Below are 19,582 nucleotides of genomic sequence, written 5' to 3'. Positions count from 1 at the left end.
CAAAATTTTTGACCGGGAAAGAGTATCTATCAAGGAAGAAACAAAGCGTTTCCGGGAACCACCGCTTTCGCTTCATGCTGACTTTCCCACATCAGACGAGCCATCGCATCGCCTTTTTCATCATAGTATTCCACTTTTAGATTTACCATTTTACCTGCTTCCAAAGCAATGCTGCCTTTACGCTCTGTCCAGCTTTGTTTGAACCAACTGTCAATCACCAATTTGCCGTCTACCCATACGCGGATACCATCATCGGATATCGTTGTAAACGTATAGGTTTCACTGTATTGTGGTTTGACTTTACCAGTCCAGCGAACCGAGAACTGGTCGGCATTTACCTTAGGATCAGCGGCAACAGCGCGCCAGTTGTAATCCAGCTTGCTGTCTGTACGGATCAAAACAGGACTGCCGCTCAAATTCATATTGTTGAAATATTCGCCCCGCAGCCCGTTCACATATACCACATCAGGAACGGAAGGAGGAGTCGGAGCTGGGGGTACGACCACTACTGGGGGAGCCGGAATAGGCTCACTTTGTCCCTCATCCGGTAAGGTCGGTATGTCTGTCCCAGGTAGTTGCATTGCTGCCAGCCCGTTTTTCACATCATCCCGTGTCAGACTCCTCGGATCTTTCATATAATCCTGTATTTGATTGGTTGTGTTATTCTCGGTCAACATGTTGCCCCACGTCATGGAATATACCCATTTCGGCTGAGCCTGCAACACCTCAGAGCTAGGCATCTCACCATGTTCCCCAATGGCAATCGGTTTATTCCGTGCCAGTCCGAGCAGTCCTTCATAATGACTTTGCTTAAAATCATTGTTGTAAATGTCTACTGCCAAAATATCCACTTTGTCATCCCCCGGATATTTCGGAGTATACGGGACAGTGTAGGAATTAGGAGCATTGGGACTCCACACCCACAGCAGGTTGTTCAATTGATGCGTGTTTACAAAACGGTCGTACATGATGTTCCATAGCTGATTAAAATTGTTCTTGTTTCCCCACCAGAACCAGTCGCCATTCATTTCGTGGTAAGGTCTCCACAATACCGGAACCCCTGCATCACGAAGCTGCTTTAACGATACAGCGACCTTATCCAGATCGGCTATAAGGAGGTTATACTGCGCAGTGCCTGGCGTTACGTATTTATTGAACTCCGCCTGACTTACTTTCGCCTGCACATTGGCCCAAGTCAGCGGCCTACCCGGCAGCGCTTCATGAAAAGTCATCGCCACAATGCCACCAGATCTGCTCCAATGAATAGCGCTATCGACGACATTTTTACGTTGTGCTGCTTCTATAGTGTCAGATTGACCAGAGATGGCTCCCATCTCAAAGCCGTGCAGACCCACATACGCCTGGCTGATTTTTTGGACTTTGTTGCTAAGTTCATCTGGGCTCTCCAAATAATCGTGCTGACCAGTGACTGTTTTTTTTCCAGAGATGCTGAGTAAATAATTGTATAGTTCACGGGCCTGAGTAGAAGCGTCCGAATTAACAGGTTGTAATGAAGCGGCATTTACCACAGACAGAAAACCACCAAAACCGACGGGAAACAAAGAAAAAAGCATAACAACTGGGAGTACATGACGTATCAGTCGATACAGAGGAATAAAATTGAATCTCACTTTCGCTCTTCCTTTCGGTAGCCAGGCTGCCATCCTTACGGGAAGGCCCTTTAGCTTTGCGTATCTGCCTTTCGACAGGGCTGCGTTTATCGTTGGAAGGAGTTTGGATTCCTTCTTAACCTAAGTATCGACTTTTTTTTACCAAAATTTAATAGGTCATGTTCATGAATTTACAGGTTTTCGCCCAATTTCGACAGTTTAGGTCATAAATTTTCATCTAACTTTCTTTTTTTACGTTTTTACGAAAATAATTATGAGATAAATTGATGACGAGAAATTTCATTCCAATCCATACAAAAGCGTACAATATCCTCTTCAACCAACTCAGAGCCAGTCTGCACTTCAATCAAATCTACATCGGTCACAGCCAAAATGCTATGCTTCGTCCCTTCAGGGATGCGGACGACATCACCAGCCTTCACCTTGTGCAGCTTCTCATTCAAAATAATTTCCGCTTCGCCGCTAATAATAGTCCAGATTTCGCTCCGTTTGAAGTGAAGCTGGTAGCTGATATTTTTACCTTTGTGTACACGGATTCGTTTGGTCAGAACCTCATTACCCTCGTCATACTTTACATAGTCTACAACCCGATACTGCCCCCAACGACGTTCTTCATACATTGGACGCTGATCATGAGCCTTGAGCACTTCCTTGATGCGTGGACTTTCTGCCTTATTGGTCACAAGAATACCGTCTGGGCTAGCAGCTACAATCAGATCATTTGTTCCAATGATCGCCACCGGAATGTCCAACTCATTAATAAGACTTGTATTGACACAATCCTCCGTTACTACCCCTCTACCCACTTGCTGATGAGACATCTCTTCTGTGAGTGTATTCCAGGTCCCTAGATCCTTCCAAAAACCATTGTATGGAAGAACGACGATATCTTTTTCCTTCTCGACTACCTCGTAGTCAAAGCTGATTTTTTCCAGAGATGCATATTGCTTTTGCATTTCTTCATAATTCAGTGGCAAGCCCTTGGCTGCCAGAATATCCAGCAAATAGCTTAATTTGAATGCAAAAACCCCGCAGTTCCATAAAGCATTGCGTTCCATTAGACGTTCCGCCTGCTCCCGGTCGGGTTTCTCTTGAAAATGGCTCACTTCGCGGTAGCCTGTGCTACCTTGAATGGCATCGTTTTTCGGAATAATATAACCGTATTTCTCTGAAGGATAGGAAGGGACAACCCCGATTAGTGCAAGCTTTCCTTCACTCTCCTGAAGTGTATGTTCCAGTTGGGCTACGGAAGCAAAGAAAGCATCCTCTACATAAGGATCGACAGGCAATATAGCTATAATTTCATCAGGCGAAACACCTGCAATGGAATATAGATAAGTCGCTGTCAGTGCAATCGCAGGAAAGGTATCTCTGCGTTCCGGCTCAACAATAATGCGCGTATTCGATCCGACCTGACTCTGGATCATTTCGACCTGCGCTCTTCCTGTCGCAATAAACGAGGATTCGGATAATCCGTTGTCTCCCAATTGTCTCCATACCCGCTGCACCATAGATTCCGAAATCCCTTCCGGGCTCTCCAGGACCTTCAAAAATTGTTTGGAACGGGAATCGTTGGATAACGGCCATAATCTTTTACCGGAACCACCAGACAAAAGTACGAGCTTCATATCTCTCCACTTCCTCTCTATTATGTGTGGGTGATCGAATGGGGCTAGGTTGAGTGACCCGCTACGGTCTGGATTTGATCTTATAATCGCTGTTGCCGTGGGATTCTTCGGATTGTGTAAGACATTTATATGTAAGAATCCCAAGTCAAAGGCGACCGCTCCGCTTCTCCAGATTCAAATCCATTCCTGCGCTACTCAAAAATGCATCATATCGATCATACCTTGTGGTGCAAAAGGCACGACCGGACATTATTAAGTCCGGTCAGCCTGTAAAAGTCTCACGCTTTCGGTGCTTGCCCGCTGTGCTTGCAAGCTTTTTAGTAATCGAGGTTTCGTAACGTCTTGCCAAGATTGCCTGCGGCAACTGCAATGGCGTCTTGCTCTACAAGGAGCAGCATAGCGTATCCGCATGGTAAGCTTGCTCCACAGGGGGGCGTGCGGCATTGCCGCATGGCGTCCTTGATCAGAAGGAGCGGCTCAATCATGCCGCTCCTTCTGATCTACCCTTCCTACTCCCATCCCATAAGATGGGAGGTTAAAAACCGTGACTCTGTGCGGAAAAGCAGCGGAGCGGTCCATTTGAATCTGGAGAAGCGCTAGCGTTCGCCTTTGCAGTGGGATTCTTACCTTGGAATGTTCTATATAATCCAGAGAATCCCACTGCAACAGCGACCGGAAGATCAAATGGAACGCGTAGCGTCTTCACCCCCGCCACAGCCACTGTCACTTTTTAACCGGTCACTTCGGTCACTTTTTAAACTTCCACCTTATCTCTGTTCCACCCACTCATCCGCGGACGACCTACGGAATAGTATTCCAGCCCAGAGCCTTGAATCTGTTCCTCGGTAAATACGTTACGACCGTCAATCAGAACTGGCTTGTGTAGAATGGAGCCCAGTTGCACGAGGTCAACTTTTTTGAACTCTTCCCAATCCGTTAGCAGGCACACAGCATCGCTTTTTTCGGCGGCTTGCTGCGGGGAGGAGCACCATACAATATTCGGATGATCCACGCGCTCCTTGAATTTATCCATCGCAATCGGATCATACAGCTTGACAATGGCTCCTGCCTGAATGAGCGTTTCTACGATTTCCAGTGCTGGAGCTTCGCGGATATCATCTGTATTAGGCTTGAAGGCGAGGCCCCAAATGCCAATCGATACGCCGTTTAGCTGACCCAGCGATTCACGCAGCTTGGATACAATCATAAAGCGTTGGTCGGTATTCACTTCGACCACCGATTTTAACAACTTGAACTCATAGTCTACATTACCCGCAATTTGGATGAGCGCATTCGTATCTTTCGGGAAGCAAGAGCCCCCATATCCGATCCCTGCTTGCAGGAAAGAGGAACCGATCCGTTTGTCCATACCCATACCTTCAGCTACGCAGGTAACATCTGCGCCAACCTTTTCGCAAATATTAGCAATCTCGTTAATAAACGATATTTTAGTTGCCAGAAACGCATTGGAGGCATATTTGATCATTTCAGCACTGCGGATATCCGTCACATAGATTTTATCTGTGAAAACTTGATGCAGAGTGACCATTGTTTCACGCAAACCTGTATTGTCCAAACCAATAATGATGCGATCTGGATAAAGCGTATCATTGATGGCTGAACCTTCTCTCAGGAACTCCGGCGCGGATACAATATCAAATGACAAGCTCGTATGACGAGCGACTACATCCTTAATCTTTTCGTTTGTTCCGACAGGTACGGTGCTTTTGGTCATAATAATCTTGTACCCGTTCATGGCTTTCCCGACATCAGCGGCCGCCTGTTCAATGTAAGACAAATTCGCCTCGCCGTTAGCCAGTGAAGGTGTACCTACCGCTAAAATGACAACATCCGATCGACGTACCGCATCGGCCAAATCCGAGGTAAACTCCAAACGACCAGCTTCCAGATTCAACGCGATCAATTCTTCAATACCCGGTTCATAAATCGGAGATTCCGCACGATTCAACATGTCGATTTTGTACTGCTCCAGATCGACACAAATCACCTCATTACCTTTTTGCGCAAAACATACACCCGAGACGAGCCCAACGTATCCAGTACCGATTACAGCCAGCTTCATTCCGTTCATCCTCCTTTTAGAAAGTTCACATAGGCTTGTTCTACATACTTTTTCAATTGATCCTTGAAGTTATCTTCATCAAATTTGCGAGCATGGTTAATGATATCGTCCACATTCCATGCATGTTGCTCAACCTTTGCGACGGCCTCCAGCACATCGTCTACCTGATGCTTGCGGAAAAATACGCCGTTCACATGAGGAACAATCGTATCCAGTGCTCCCCCGCCCTGAAAAGCGATAACGGGCCGTCCGGCCGCATTCGCCTCCAGAGGGGTAATACCGAAGTCCTCTTCGCCCGGAAAAACGAGCGCACGACATTCCGCCATCAACTTGTTAACCTCTTCGTCCTCAAGTCTGCCGAGGAACTCAATGTTCGGGGCAGCCATGGCTTCGAGTCGTTTACGATCCGGTCCCTCGCCAACGATGCGCAGCTTGAGACCGTTACGTTTGAATGCCTCAATCGCGAGATCAATGCGCTTGTAGGATACCAAACGGGATACGATCAAATAATAGTCACCGATGCTTGTAGCACGTTTAAAACGGGATGTATTGATAGGAGGGAAAATAACATCTGCCTCCCGTTGGTAATAGTGCAAAATTCTCCGCTTGACGACGGAAGAATTGGCGACAAACTGGTCTACGTTGCGAGAAGTTTTGGCATCCCAAGTTTTCAGCCTGTTCATGTACAGCTTTAGCATATTTTTGAGCAGGTTGGATTTGGACTGCCGGGCCATATATGTATCGTAATCCCAGGCAAATCGCATCGGTGTGTGACAATAACAAATGTGAAACGTATGCTTGGGTACCTGGATGCTTTTCATAAATGCGCTGCTGGAGCTTAAAACAATGTCGAAATCCCTAAAATCAAAATCACGGATAGCGATGGGATACAGCGGCAGCACTCCTTTGAAGTTGGCCTTCACTCCTGGGATGTTTTGTAGCCAAGTGGCTCTAATATCCGCATCCTTCAAGTTACGCGACAGACGCTCATCGCTGAACACTGTTGTGAAGATGGGAGCCTCCGGATACATATCATGGAATACCTCCACTACCCTTTCCGCTCCGCCCATTTGGATTAAGTAATCATGTGCTATCGCTATTTTCATCTGAATCATCCTTTAACGCGAATGTCGGTCAGACTCCTGCCAACAAACCCTTATAGTAATGAACTATATCCTTAACCGTGTTCTCGATGACAAAATGCTTCTTGACCCGTTCCATCCCTTTCTCACCCATCTGCTGACGTTCTTGTGGATGCTCCAGCATCCAGCGGATGGCTGCTTCCAGCTTGGCTGGGTCTCCCGGTTCAATGAGCAGCCCGGTTTCATTGGGTACTACCGTTTCCTTGGGACCACCTTCATTTGAAGCGATCACGGGCAAGCCTGCAGCCATGCCCTCAATAATGACCTGACCGAATGGTTCCGGTGTAATGGAGGTATGAATGAGCAAATCACAGCGCTGCATCAGACCCTGAATGTCATCGACGTGTCCCATCAGATTGACGTTTGTCAATCCGTATTCGCGCATCGTGGATTCCAATCGTTGTTTGTATTCCTCTTCTCCGAACAACGCATCTCCAGCCAGCCAGAATTTCACACGCTGATCTGGTAAAAAAGAGCGGGCCGCTTCCAGTAAAATATGTTGTCCTTTCCATTCCGCCAATCTGCCAACCAATACAACGTTAAACGAGTCATCGCCACGTACATGCGCAGCCGAATCACGAGCTGTAATTGCTTTGGCAAAAGCGGAGTAGACGACGAGCGTCTTTTTGTCCGGAGGTAATTCCAACGCACTCAGCGTGGATTTGGAATTGGCGATCACTCCGTTGGGCAAAAAGCGGGACATCAGCCGAATCCCTTTGGCCACAATCGGCTTCAGATACGGCGGACCGATATGGTCACGGATATGCCAGATCAACGGCAACTTCGCTGATTTGGCCGCTACTGCACCATATAGTGCGGACTTGAGTGAGTTCGTGTGGACACACACGACTTTTTCCTCACGCAGCAAAGGCGCGAGTTTTCTGCCGTAAGCCAGCAAGCGAAAGGCTGCTGCAGGCGCACCCAGATTAACGGCATTCCGTCCCCGATTGCGAATCGAATCATCTAAGGGAACGATACGCACATCAATATCACGCTGGCGAAGCCGATCCGCCAAATCACCCTCCTCCGCCAAAATAACGAGCGGATCGATATGTTCTCCGATATTCGTCAGGATGTTATACAAAGCGACTTCGCCACCGCTCCATCTTGCCGTATGGTCAATATAAGCCACTCTCATCATTTTGCCGCCGCCTTTCTGTCAAGGACCAGTCGGAACACTTCTTCCACCTGCTCCGCCACATGTCCCCATGTATATCTGCTCAGGACATGGTCCCGGCATTCCCGTGCATTCGGTAGAGATTCACGATGATCCAGCACACGCAGCAGCCCTTCAGCAATGGCTTCACTGTCCGTCCCCTGGAACAGTAGCTCAGGACGGAATCCTCTTAAAATCTCCTTGTTTCCGCCCACAGGGGTAGCCAGCACGGGCAGCCCCGAGGCCATCGCCTCGACGGTAATCAGACCGAAACCCTCTAGCGCCTGTGTTGGCACAACGAACAAATTCGAGGCTTGATGGTACAGGGGCAGCTCCTCATCCGACACATAACCAAGCAGCCTTACATGGTTATGAAGATTGTATTCCGCCACCTTGGAAGCCAATTCCTCCATCAAGGGACCTCTCCCACCAATCAGCAGCAGATGATCAGGATGTCGCTCGGTTACTCGTCTCCATGCTTCGAGCAGTTGTAGCAGTCCCATGCGATTCACAAGACGACGAACGGTTAGCACAATCGTCGCATCTTGTGGCAAATTCAGCTGCTTTCGTACGGCAGCCCGATCCTCTGCCGGATGGAATCTTTCCACATTTGCCGCACCGGGAATCACATGGATTTTGCTAAGTGGAACTTTATAGTGCTCATGTAAAATATCGCGAAACGTCTCGCTTAGCACTATAAATTTATCCGCCAAACCATAAGCTTTCATTTCAATGGATTTGGCCAACGTCGTTTTTAGAAAATGCTTAATTCCCTGTCCTTCAATCTTTAATTCCTCCGTCCAGGGTCCATGGAAAGTGGTAACGACGGGGATTCCTCTTTTTTTCGCCTCTAGTGCCGGCCCGACACCATAGGGAGCAAAGTGGGAATACAGCACATCGATCGGCTGCTTGTCGAACAGCTCTGCTGCATATTTTTGCATCAGATCTCTGCGCTTCCAGATGGACTGCTGCTTGCTGCCAATCGAATGAATCCGAATACGGTCTTGCGCCTGCGGCTGCTCATCACTACAGATGAGAGCATCCAGCGTATTGCCTTCTAGCGTAAGCTGCTCACAGATGGACTTGAAATATGTGTTGAGACCGCCCGCCTGCAAGGACGGCCAGCTGAGCCCCGTGGCGGCAATACGAAATCCGTTATTGTACGACATAGCTGGTTTCTCCTTTCTGCTCGGTCTGTCCGTCATTCACAATTTCTATCTTTTTTCTCCGCTTGGTTAGCTCATAATGCTTGAAGCAGACGAGAAACTCATACATGACCCAGAAAACGGCTACGGCAAAACCCGCCAACCCCTTGCGATATAAGCCTTGAACAAAATACTTCTGTACAAAGCGAGCGGGAGGCCTCCACAATAGTCTGGTAATCCGAAAGGATCTCCCTTTGTTAAATGCCGTCTCTGCTTCAAGATCTGTATATTTGTTAAAACGTGTCATGTGATCACTGATGCTGCGGAAGCCATAGTGCCATAACACGCCCTCCAGATTGACAATCTGGGAAGAGGCTACATCTGGCATTTCATGAACAAGGCTATTGGTGATGCCATAAATCTGCCGATTGTACAAGCGAACTAAATATTCGCCCTTGTTCATCCATTTGCCGAGAAAATCGCCAATGCGAAATACGGAATAGGCTTTGGCAGGATCGTGGAGCGTTTCCTTTACTTTCAACAATTCACCAAGCAACTCTGCATCCACTACTTCGTCTGTATCAATCAGAAAAATCCAATCAAATTCCGCTTTATCAACACCAAACATGCGTTGTTTGGCATAACCGGGCCATGGGTTGGAAAACACCCGACAGCCCAATGATTCAGCTACCTGAATCGTATTGTCCTTGCTCCCTCCGTCAATGACGACGATATCGTCCGCAAAGGGCTGGCAGGATTTAATGGCAGCTGTGATTCGAATGCCATCATCCTGAGCGATAATAACTACGGATATCCGGTTGTCCGCGGGAACGCTAGACATGTGGTTCATTAGCGGGTGCCTCCTTCTTTATCTAACCGTTAACTGGCTTTTTCCGGATGTAATGTGACATCGTTGATCGGAGCCATTGAAAATCTTGTTTGGAAATAAGCAGTCTTGGAATTTTCATTTTCAGAACGAATTTAACATTACATAAAATGAAAACGAACCGTAAAATCCCCGAAGACAACATTGCTATCCCTGCACCCGTCAATCCATATCTCGGCACGAGTATGGACAGCAATGGAATGACGAGCGCCAATCCGACACCCTGTAGAATGGTAACCAGCTTTGGCTTGCCCAACGCCATAAATTGTTGTGCCAACACCATGGTACCTCCACTGATAGCAACCTCAAGCACCAGAAACCGGAATACCGTAAGCGCTTGTTTAAACTCTTGACCATATAACAAGGTAAATACGAACGGAGCAATCAGCATTAACATCAGCGCAGCCAAAATGGTTGCCGTTGAAGTTATTCGAAATGCCCGAAAGGTAATGGCTACCGCTTCTTCCTTATCCAGACCGGAGGCTTTGGGAAACAGCACGACAATGATTGAGGTTGAAAATACATTCACCATCCGGGCCAGGCTGACCGCTACCGCATATAGCCCGAGATCAGCAGGTCTCAATAGACCCGCAATCAAAATCTGGTCAATATAAGTGGAAACTTGCCCCATCAGATCATTTCCGTATGAACCCATACCGTAGGTAAAGAGATTTTTAAATTGCGTCCAGCTGTTCTTTACCTTCGGTTTGTACAGACGAATCATTCGTATCGTAACGCCGATATAGATCGGCAAGCCTGGTAATAAATAGGCCAATGCTGAGGTGTACGGATTCATCGTCCCTGTCAGGATCAGAATCGCCAGACCCAGCAGCGTACTTAGGGGTACCAGATACCGGAATAAATTGTATTGTTTATATTCCGAGCGAACTTGAAGCAATGCATTATTGACCTGTGAAATCGCTATGAGCGGACACATCATCATAGAGCATTGCGCGAACAGTATGACCGATGAAGAGAAAGAGCGCAGCCAATAAGGAATTAGAAATACTCCGACGAGTGTCGCTACTCCCCCAAACACCGTGGCCAGCAGCAAAGCCAGACCATACAGCTTGCCTGTTTCTTCTGGCTTCCTTTTGGCATTGTAAATCAACGCAGACGGAACACCGAAGCTCATGCAGAAGGCAAGAAATTGGGACCAGTTCACCATCGCTGTCTGTTCCCCGCGTCCAGTCGGACCCAAGAATCGTGCCGTCAGCACACCAGTCAGCATATTCACGACGAGAATCAGCATACTGAATATCATCGTTTTTACTGCTGCAGAGCTGTTATCTTTGCTTTTGGCAAACCGAATCACCGTGGACCATAGTGTCCGGACAGGTGCGGATAATGCTTGTAAGTTTTGCACAGCCTTTACCTTCTTTCCGCGATGACGTCTTTTGCCCATAGTCCTATTCCGATCATCATCCAGATCAAATAGCCGCGCATACCGGGGAAACCGTTATCCGATATGAGACTGGCTACAGCTCCGGCCCATGTAGCCAACGCCAGTCTGATATAAGGCTGACTGGAATTCCGTTCGGCAATACGGACGAGAAGGCGCTTGATGATAACGAACAGACCACCGAAGAAAAAGAATGCTCCGCAAATACCGAAGGTGAGGAAAATGGCTATATATCCATTATCCATAATCCCAAGTTCACCGAGATCGCCGCCGTTATCAAGCTTGGTTCCAATTCCTACACTCCCGATCCCCTGCCCGACTGGATTGCTAGTAATCGCCGGAAGCATCGTATGCAGTAAATCCAGACGTTCATTGTACGAATGATCCTCTTGAATATCTGTCAACGTCTGCATGCGAGCCACCAAACCTTCTGCCCCCGGAAGTTTTGGAACTATAAAGTAGAGAAGAAGGCCGACGACAGCCAATTGAAACAGGGTCTTCCACTTTCCTTTGGAGGATGAACTGAGGATGTAAGCCAGCAACATGACGAATGCAATCAGCCAGGCAGAACGTACCAGCGTGACCAAGAGACACACGACTGTCAGCAGGACTCCAACCCATCCCAAAGTGCCTCGCCACCGTTTTTCCATCAGCATCGGTACAAGGGCCATTGCCAGGAAAATAGCGCATGGACCAGGAGAATTCAGGGAAGAAAATACTCTGATTTGAAGCGGTTCTGGCACACCAATGGAATTCATCTCCACGTGATTCATCCAAAATGCATCCCAAGGCGGTACCATCAAGTACTGAATTATGCCGTATATCGCGACAAAGACAGCAATGTTGGCATATGAATACAGCAAACGATCCAGCTCTCTTGCTTTCATAGGCTTAATCGCTAGATAAGGCAATAGAAGCAAAGGAACCACATAATTGGCCAAATCATATGCAAAAACGATGCCATTTTTGAATAACCCGACCATACTTCCGTAGGCTAATTCTATGCCGAAAAATACAGCAATTCGGGTTAATGGCTTTTCCGCCAGATGAATACCCCGCAACACAGGAATAATCAACATGCTGCTTACCAGCAGTGGCGCCACGCTCAGCAGGGACACCGAGTGATACGTTCCCTCCATCCAATCTGCAATTCGGCGGATTTCCGGGCCTACTGCCCACACCACCAATGTGTAAGGAATCAGAAGCCGTGATTGCAAGATCGCCAGCAGGAAGGCCGGAAAAACGAGCGCCAGCAATATGGCCCCCTGTTGGCTCATGGTGGGATTCATCTTGGCGCTGGCAAATCCGATGGCGAGTGGCAGCATACAAGCCAGCACCCCTATGCCGATCATGCCAATTCCGCGCCGATTTCCTAGCCAGATGGAAAGCTGCTGATCTGCCAACCGACTTATGTTTCTCACCCCTGGCCTCCCTTCACCCGTTTCCGCTTGAACATCTCTTTAAACAGCAGAACGAGGAACTGGGAATCCTCAATCAGATATCTTTTCCACAAACGTTTAGGCTCCTGAGACAATCTCCAAAACCATTCAAATCCTGTCTTCTGCATCAGCTCCGGTGCTCTCTTTACATTTCCTGACAGGAAATCAAAGGTCGCTCCTACCCCAATCGAAATCGGAGCGCGGTAAGTCTCGTAATATCTGTAAATCCATTTTTCCTGCTTCGGTGCTCCTACACCTACAAAAACGATGTCTGGGCGAGCCTCTTGAAGCAACTGGATAATGTATCTGTTCTCCTCTTCGTTTTTCTCAAAACCATAAGAGGGAGAATAGCAGCCCACCACATTCATGTTCGGATAGGATTCCTGGAGATTGCGCATTGCCTTTTCAGGAATACCATCAGCTGCACCCAGAAAAAACAAACGGTAGCCTCGATCTTCAAAAGCCTCTCCAAGCCGGGTGAACAAATCGGACCCTGACACCTTTTGTTTGAGGGGCTTTTTCAGTAACTTAGACGCCCAAATGATAGGCATTCCATCGGCCACTACGGCTCCGGCATCCGAATATACCTTGCGGAATTCATCATCCTTGCGAAGCTTGATCACATGGTCGACATTACAGGTCAAAATGTAGGAATGACGCTGATGCTCAATAGAAGTATCTATAAATTCGAGTAGATCATTAAAATCATAATTATCAAAGTTGACATCGAACATGTTCACTCTGCTCATCGTATCACTTCTCTTTGCGAAAATCGGTTTGAGTAGATGTCTGGTATAATGCGTTCAAATACCAGCAAAACGGAATAATCATCTGAACCGTCGACAACGTATTATCTGAAAACGAGTAGATCAGAAAACCTGCAATTAAACTTGCAAAATAAGGTTTGATAGACTTGGCAAGTGACCGGTAAATAAGAGCGAACACGATCAGCAATGAAAGCATTAATAGCCCGCAACCGATATATCCGGTATCAAAATAAAAGCGTATATACTCGTTATGCGGTACAACAAAGCCATTGAATAACGTCCCGTCGTTCGCAACCGTTACCGCGCCAAGACCTCTTCCTGACCAAGGGTAATCATGTACTCTGTTCAAAAAATATTCCCATGCCTCCGAGCGTCCCGACAGGTCAATGCCTGTATCGGTCTCCCGTTCGAAGGAGCGTTTTTTCAAATTGTTCCATTGCAGGGCCACCGCCCCCAGAGCAACCAAAAACGATCCGGCCAGCGGTAGCAAATAATTGACTTTTCCCTTGAGGTACTGACGGGCAATATCAAACAGGTACACAGCAAGCATTAATAACAACGCCAGAATCGGCCCACGTGTACCGGTGGCGATTAAAATTAGAAAGTTCAGTGCCAATACTGTGTAATAAAAGGTAGCTTGCTTAGGTTTGCGCTTGACCTCAATCAGAGAGACAGCAATTCCGAGAAAGGAGAGCATTGCCAAATGCGGCGGTATATTCGCTCCTTGTACTCTGACTGCGCCCGTAAATTCCACATCTGTAAAGGAATGCAACCCTAAAACCTGCAAACCTAATCCTATGACCACACTAATAATCGGCAACAGGCTAATCAGTCGAATATGCTTTTCCGCCACATCTTTTTTCCACTGGATCAGTAAAAAAAAGAAGGGAAGGGATAGTCCCACGAACGCCTTGACGGCAATCGAGGTCGTTAACAAAGGCAGCCATGCCGAAAATCCAAATGTAATCCCCAGCATGATCACCAATGCCCAGACCGGATAGCTGAACTTGAGACGAATGCCATATACGAGCATGCATGGCACTAGCAGAGCCAAAATGCCCAATTTGTACAATGACAAGATCTCAATGCCAAACACGCCACCCTGGTACAGAGAATCGACCGAGACCGCTGTGCTTAGCAACACCGCATAGCTGATGCGCTCAGGATGATGGATAGACACAGCCAACAAAAGTAGTAAGCATACCGCAGCAATACTGACCACAGGTTGATAGGTAGCTGCAATTCCTACAGCAAGAGCGCCCAATAGAAAAATAAAAACATGCTGTATAGTGTTTATTCTAGAAGTCCAAGGATAGTTACTCATGTTCAATTTTTCACCCCGCAGCTGACTCGCTTTTCCGGTTGCGCAGGGTATCCAGCGTTCCGCGGATATTTTCAAGCCTGCACCGGTTCAACAGCTTCCTGCCCTCAGTACGTGCCAGCAGGGAATCCACCGTGATGTATAATGCTTTGGCTACCACTTTTGCCATCAGCATCGCGTTCCCGCGCAGACCTGCGGCCTGAGCAGCGTTGGACATGCCTTGACAATAGTAGCGGTTCATAATCCATTCTCTTGTTAAGCGTGAAGCTGGAACAAAATGTTCTACAGCCATGTGCGGATGATACATAATTGTTCCACCGTTTTTACGGATTTGCTCGAACACCCACGATTCTTCGCCAGATAGTAGGATATCTCCCTTTCTGCCCAAGTGGAGCGGGAACATGACGGCGGCGAAAGCCGTTTTGCGCATAGCCATATTCGCTCCAAATGGATTCAGCCCCGCCGGATATTCACGGACAGATTGCCCCAGATCAATAATCGTGTAAGGCAATTCAAGCGGACCCGTCAACCAGCTCGGCCGTTCCGTCTCAAACTTAGGATCAATTTTCCCACCCATAGCCGTCAGCTCGGGATTGTTCCCAAAGGCCGACATAATCGTTTGCAGCCATGTAACACACGGAATTGCATCATCATCCAGAAAAGCAATGACGTCTGCTTTTGATAACGTAATGCCGGCATTACGAGCGGCAGACAGTCCTTGTTCGCGCTCATAATGATACCGAAGATGAATATCTTGGCCATGTGCAACGGTAAATCTTTTGATCGTTGCAGCTGTATGATCGGTGGATCGGTTATCGACCACAATGATCTCAGCCAGTGCAAGGTCTTCCAGCTTCAGCAGAGACATTAACGTTTTCTCCAGCAGGTCCGCCCGGTTATAGGTGCAAATAACGACGGACACTGCGGGACTTCGCTTAAATGCATCCATCAGTAAGCATCCTTGGAGAACAGCATTTTAACGCCTGTTTTCATGATGATTTTCAGATCGAGCCACGTATTGCGAACATGAATATACTTCAAATCCATTTGCACCATTTCTTCGAAGCCTACACTGTTACGTGCGCTCACCTGCCAGTAACCCGTACATCCTGGTGTTACAATCAGGCGCTGCTTGTCATAATCGGAGTATTGCTCAACCTCGCTGGGCAACGGCGGCCGCGGACCCACTAAAGTCATGTCTCCAACCAACACATTCCACAGCTGCGGAATCTCATCAATACTCGTCTTGCGCAGAAAACTGCCAACTTTTGTGATCCGAGGATCGTTCTTAATTTTGAACATGGCGCCGCTCACTTCATTCAGCTCCATCAAGTCCTTTTTCAGTTCCTCGGCATTGGACACCATTGAACGGAATTTATACATATTGAATAACTTCTCATTCTTGCCCACCCGAATCTGCTTGAAAAATACGCTTCCCTTTGGGTCTTCAAGCTTAATCAAAATGCCCACCACTGCAAAAAGCGGAAGCAAAACGATTAAGCCCACGAAAGACAGCAGCATATCAAGGAGGCGTTTTGTGACCAGGTAGGACGTTTTATCCTGAATTTGTGTATTTCCGTATGGCATGTAAAACGCTTTACCTGACATGACAGCCTCGCCATCCTCCGGTAAATTTTCCATGCTCATGCTGACGTACCTCCTCTCAACCCACTGTGGTTGCTTTCTCGGTCTTTTTTAGCCATTCATTCATAGCCTCCATAACCGGATACTTCAAATCATCACTGGCAAGCGCAAACTCAAGAGTGGTTAAAATATATCCAAGACGTTCACCTACGTCATAACGTGTGCCTTCAAAGTCATAGGCGTATACACGTTCACTCTGATTCAGCTTTTGGATCGCGTCCGTCAACTGAATTTCGCCGCCAGCTCCTTTTTCCTGAAGATCAAGATATTTGAAAATTTTCGGCGAGAACACATAACGACCCATAATAGCCAAATCGGATGGGGCTGTGCCTGGAGCCGGTTTTTCAATAAAATTATTCACTCGGTACAATCGTCCGTCCTGCTGATCCGGTTCAATGATGCCGTACCGGTTCGTAAATTCCTGGGGTACCCGCTGTACGCCGATAACAGAATTTTGTGTTTCTTCATATTGATCCATCAGCTGGCGCAGGCAAGGTGTCTGGCCTGTTACGATATCGTCACCTAGCAGCACACCAAATGGCTCGTCCCCGATAAAACGTCTTGCGCACCATACCGCATGTCCAAGGCCCTTTGGTTCTTTCTGGCGAATGTAATGGATTTCCACTCCCGAAGAACGCTGTACTTCCTCCAGAAGCTTCAGCTTACCGTCCTCGAGCAATTTGGATTCCAGCTCAAATGCGTTGTCAAAGTGGTCCTCAATGGCCCGTTTCCCTTTACCCGTAACGATAATAATGTCCTCGATACCAGAGGCAATCGCTTCTTCCACGATATATTGAATCGTAGGCTTATTGATAATTGGAAGCATTTCCTTAGGCATTGCCTTGGTAGCAGGGAGGAAGCGCGTTCCCAATCCTGCTGCTGGAATAATGGCCTTCTTCACTTTTTTCATCATCGCACTCATTCTCCTTGCTTCATCGAATTTTGGTGTTGCTTACTTCACCTGATTCATCACAATTCCAACCAGCGTCGCACTGGCCTGCTCCATGAGTTGCTTTGTTTTGCGTAGATCTTCCCGCTTGGTCCGGCCATGCTTGGCCACGAGAATCACACCATCCGTCAAGCCTGCAACCAGGCGGGCATCCGTATAATTCAGCGCTGGCGCCGAATCGAGCAAGATGATGTCATATTCACGTTTGAGCTCTTCCAACAGCTCTGCCATGCGTTCGCTACCAAGCAGATCTGCTGCGTTATACAGACTGTCCCCACCGGGAATAACCGATAGCTCCAGTCCACCATGCCTAACGATAGATTTGGAAGAAGCCCCACCGCGCAAATAAGCCGATAGACCTCCGGTATTCTCCATTCCGAATATCTCGTGCAGCGCTGGCTTATGCAGATTGCAATCCACCAGAGCTACCTTTTTGCCTTCTTGAGCAAAGGAAACTCCGATGTTGGCAATCAGTGTTGTTTTCCCCGCTCCGCTTTCCGGCGAGGTTAGCAAAAGAACCGTCCCACGGTTCTTTTGTCCAATCACCTGCTGCCGGATGTATGTACGGAGGGATCGAAATGATTCCGAGATATACGATGATGGATTACTTTCTGTAATCAACATGTCATTCAATCGCAGCATATTTACGCTCCCCTACCCGTTCTTTGGAATTTCCGGCCACTCCATCGATGTCCTTCTTGCGAATGACAGGGATCGATGCAATTACCGGAATGCCGATGTCTGCATCCGCTTCTTTTTCCGTGCGCAGCGTGCCGTTAATGCTTTCCAGGAACACAATCGTGCCCAGCGCAATCATGAGCGATACGAGAAAACTAATCGCAATATTCATGAGCGGATTCCCATTAATCGGGTCAGGATTGGCCTGCGGGTCCGCTTCATTTAAAATTTTTACATTATTTAACTCCATCAACCCCGGAACCGTCTGCACGAATTTCTGGGTTACTGCATTTACAACCGCTGCGGCCTGAGAATAACTGCCTGCCTCAAACGTCAAGCCGATCACCTGACTTTTATCCGAGGATTTAATCTGCAGTTTCTCTGCCAACTTTTGCGACGTCAAATGGAACTCAGGATGAGTCGCTACCACAGCGTCCATAATTTTAGGTGAAGTGAGAATTTGCTTGTAGCTTTCCACCAAATTAAGACTTGTGTTGACGTCATTCAGATTGTTACTCCCCTGCTTGGCGGAAATATGATTAACCAGCAGTTGGCTTGAAGCGGAGTAGACTGGCTTTACGACATTGTCACTCACAATGTAAGTCGTTACACATGAGAGAATGACAAAAATCGCAATCAGCCACAATCTTTTTTTGATCAGGACTAAATAATCCAAAATGGTTTTCTCCACAAAAATCCTCCCTCCCATACAATTTCTCTTCTTATTTTAAGTATGATCTAATTGTAACAATCCGTTGTATGGACGACATGGAACCGAACGGCACTTTCTCCCTCACTACAGGGGAAGGGGGATGTATACTTTTGGATACGGCATGGTATACTTTTGTACCATACTTTGTCGATTGTGGAAAAATGAAAGCGAAAAAGCCATAAAACCACCAGTTTTGGTGATTTTATGGCTTTTTCTACTTTTCCCATACCACTCGAATATGAAATTATAGCGTTGCATATGGGATTAGCGCATCATCATATTGGTCGGCTCGTATTTCGCCAGACCAATCGCATTCGCATATAATGCTGCCTGCGTACGATCTGCCAATCGCAGCTTGGCCAAGATCTGACTAACATGCTTTTTGACGGTGAACTCACTGATGAATAGCCGAGATGCTATTTCACGATTGCAAGCCCCTTGCCCCAGCTCAACCAGCACTTCCCTTTCCTTGGGTGTCAGGTCGTCTGTGAGATTACCTGCATCTTCACGCAGTTTATTTTCGAGAATAGCCGGATCATAATATTTGCGTCCTTTGTTGACAAGATGAATCGCGTAAATTAATTCCTCAGGCAAAGCCTCCTTAAGTACATAACCGTCCACAGAGGCTTCCTCTGCTTTCAGAAAGTCTTCACGTGTTGCAGAAGAGGTCAGCAAAATAAATTTGCTTTTGAACCCGCGTCCGCGCGCTATCTTGATAATATCCAGGCCTGATTCATCAGCTAATTTCAAATCCAGCAGCACTAAATCTGGATTCGTTTCCTCGATCACTACAAGCGCTTCCTGTTGATTCTGGGCCTCTCCCGCGAACTGAACATTGGGCTGCATGGATATAACCGCAGCGAGTCCTTTCCGTACTAAAGGATGATCATCGACAATGACAATTTTCATGATTCGGCCTCCTGTCTACAGTTCAGGATTTGCATAATCCCTATGTATCCGATTGTTACCGCAGATTTTGTATTGCAGAATGTTCACACA

General features: G+C 47.3%; 17 protein-coding genes and 1 riboswitch. All 17 genes read right to left on the bottom strand.

What is annotated here, in order from left to right; translation table 11 throughout:
* Positions 1-29 precede the first annotated feature (29 nt).
* On the bottom strand, positions 30-1,631 hold the full coding sequence (locus tag FKV70_RS01715) for a glycosyl hydrolase (RefSeq protein ID WP_142611641.1): 1,602 nt from the start codon (positions 1,629-1,631) through the stop codon (positions 30-32).
* 13 nt (positions 1,632-1,644) lie between these two features.
* A riboswitch (cyclic di-GMP riboswitch) is annotated at positions 1,645-1,726 on the bottom strand.
* Positions 1,727-1,882: 156 nt separating this feature from the next.
* Complete coding sequence (locus FKV70_RS01710) at positions 1,883-3,259, bottom strand: sugar phosphate nucleotidyltransferase (protein WP_142611640.1); 1,377 nt, start codon at positions 3,257-3,259, stop codon at positions 1,883-1,885.
* Between the two features lie 754 nt (positions 3,260-4,013).
* Positions 4,014-5,342, bottom strand: a complete 1,329-nt coding sequence (locus tag FKV70_RS01705) for a UDP-glucose dehydrogenase family protein (protein WP_063207744.1) — start codon at positions 5,340-5,342, stop codon at positions 4,014-4,016.
* 5 nt (positions 5,343-5,347) lie between these two features.
* The gene (locus FKV70_RS01700; protein WP_064795460.1) at positions 5,348-6,448 is read right to left on the bottom strand and encodes a glycosyltransferase; all 1,101 of its coding nucleotides are present in this window, start codon (positions 6,446-6,448) and stop codon (positions 5,348-5,350) included.
* 28 nt (positions 6,449-6,476) lie between these two features.
* A complete protein-coding gene (locus tag FKV70_RS01695) occupies positions 6,477-7,625 on the bottom strand; it encodes a glycosyltransferase family 4 protein (protein WP_063207739.1) in 1,149 nt (382 codons plus the stop codon).
* Positions 7,622-8,809: a glycosyltransferase family 4 protein gene (locus FKV70_RS01690; RefSeq protein WP_142611639.1), complete on the bottom strand. Its 1,188-nt coding sequence runs from the start codon at positions 8,807-8,809 to the stop codon at positions 7,622-7,624. Before FKV70_RS01690 ends, FKV70_RS01695 begins: the two co-directional genes overlap by 4 nt.
* Positions 8,796-9,635 (bottom strand): glycosyltransferase family 2 protein, encoded by an 840-nt coding sequence (locus FKV70_RS01685; RefSeq protein ID WP_142611638.1) that lies wholly within the window; start codon positions 9,633-9,635, stop codon positions 8,796-8,798. The genes FKV70_RS01690 and FKV70_RS01685 overlap by 14 nt, the downstream gene beginning before the upstream one ends.
* Before the next feature lie 22 nt (positions 9,636-9,657).
* On the bottom strand, positions 9,658-11,037 hold the full coding sequence (locus FKV70_RS01680) for a lipopolysaccharide biosynthesis protein (RefSeq protein WP_142611637.1): 1,380 nt from the start codon (positions 11,035-11,037) through the stop codon (positions 9,658-9,660).
* Positions 11,038-11,042: 5 nt separating this feature from the next.
* Positions 11,043-12,485, bottom strand: a complete 1,443-nt coding sequence (locus tag FKV70_RS01675; RefSeq protein WP_142611882.1) for an O-antigen ligase family protein — start codon at positions 12,483-12,485, stop codon at positions 11,043-11,045.
* A 5-nt stretch (positions 12,486-12,490) separates the two neighbouring features.
* Positions 12,491-13,261: a WecB/TagA/CpsF family glycosyltransferase gene (locus FKV70_RS01670; protein WP_063207728.1), complete on the bottom strand. Its 771-nt coding sequence runs from the start codon at positions 13,259-13,261 to the stop codon at positions 12,491-12,493.
* Between the two features lie 4 nt (positions 13,262-13,265).
* The gene (locus FKV70_RS01665) at positions 13,266-14,603 is read right to left on the bottom strand and encodes an O-antigen ligase family protein (protein WP_064795463.1); all 1,338 of its coding nucleotides are present in this window, start codon (positions 14,601-14,603) and stop codon (positions 13,266-13,268) included.
* A gap of 10 nt (positions 14,604-14,613) precedes the next feature.
* Positions 14,614-15,549 (bottom strand): glycosyltransferase, encoded by a 936-nt coding sequence (locus FKV70_RS01660; protein ID WP_142611636.1) that lies wholly within the window; start codon positions 15,547-15,549, stop codon positions 14,614-14,616.
* Positions 15,549-16,247 (bottom strand): sugar transferase, encoded by a 699-nt coding sequence (locus FKV70_RS01655; protein ID WP_063207718.1) that lies wholly within the window; start codon positions 16,245-16,247, stop codon positions 15,549-15,551. The genes FKV70_RS01660 and FKV70_RS01655 overlap by 1 nt, the downstream gene beginning before the upstream one ends.
* A gap of 16 nt (positions 16,248-16,263) precedes the next feature.
* Positions 16,264-17,154, bottom strand: a complete 891-nt coding sequence (gene galU, locus FKV70_RS01650; protein WP_187360703.1) for a UTP--glucose-1-phosphate uridylyltransferase GalU — start codon at positions 17,152-17,154, stop codon at positions 16,264-16,266.
* 42 nt (positions 17,155-17,196) lie between these two features.
* Positions 17,197-17,835, bottom strand: a complete 639-nt coding sequence (locus tag FKV70_RS01645; RefSeq protein WP_063207713.1) for a CpsD/CapB family tyrosine-protein kinase — start codon at positions 17,833-17,835, stop codon at positions 17,197-17,199.
* The gene (locus tag FKV70_RS01640) at positions 17,819-18,562 is read right to left on the bottom strand and encodes a YveK family protein (RefSeq protein WP_196771802.1); all 744 of its coding nucleotides are present in this window, start codon (positions 18,560-18,562) and stop codon (positions 17,819-17,821) included. The genes FKV70_RS01645 and FKV70_RS01640 overlap by 17 nt, the downstream gene beginning before the upstream one ends.
* Positions 18,563-18,847: 285 nt before the next feature.
* Entirely contained in the window at positions 18,848-19,492 is a 645-nt protein-coding gene (locus FKV70_RS01635) for a response regulator (RefSeq protein ID WP_142611635.1), read from the bottom strand.
* Positions 19,493-19,582 lie beyond the last annotated feature (90 nt).

The organism is Paenibacillus ottowii, from assembly GCF_006874425.1.
Taxonomy (GTDB): domain Bacteria; phylum Bacillota; class Bacilli; order Paenibacillales; family Paenibacillaceae; genus Paenibacillus; species Paenibacillus ottowii.
Note: the sequence above shows the minus strand (reverse complement) of the source record. Positions and strands in the feature narration are given on the sequence as shown.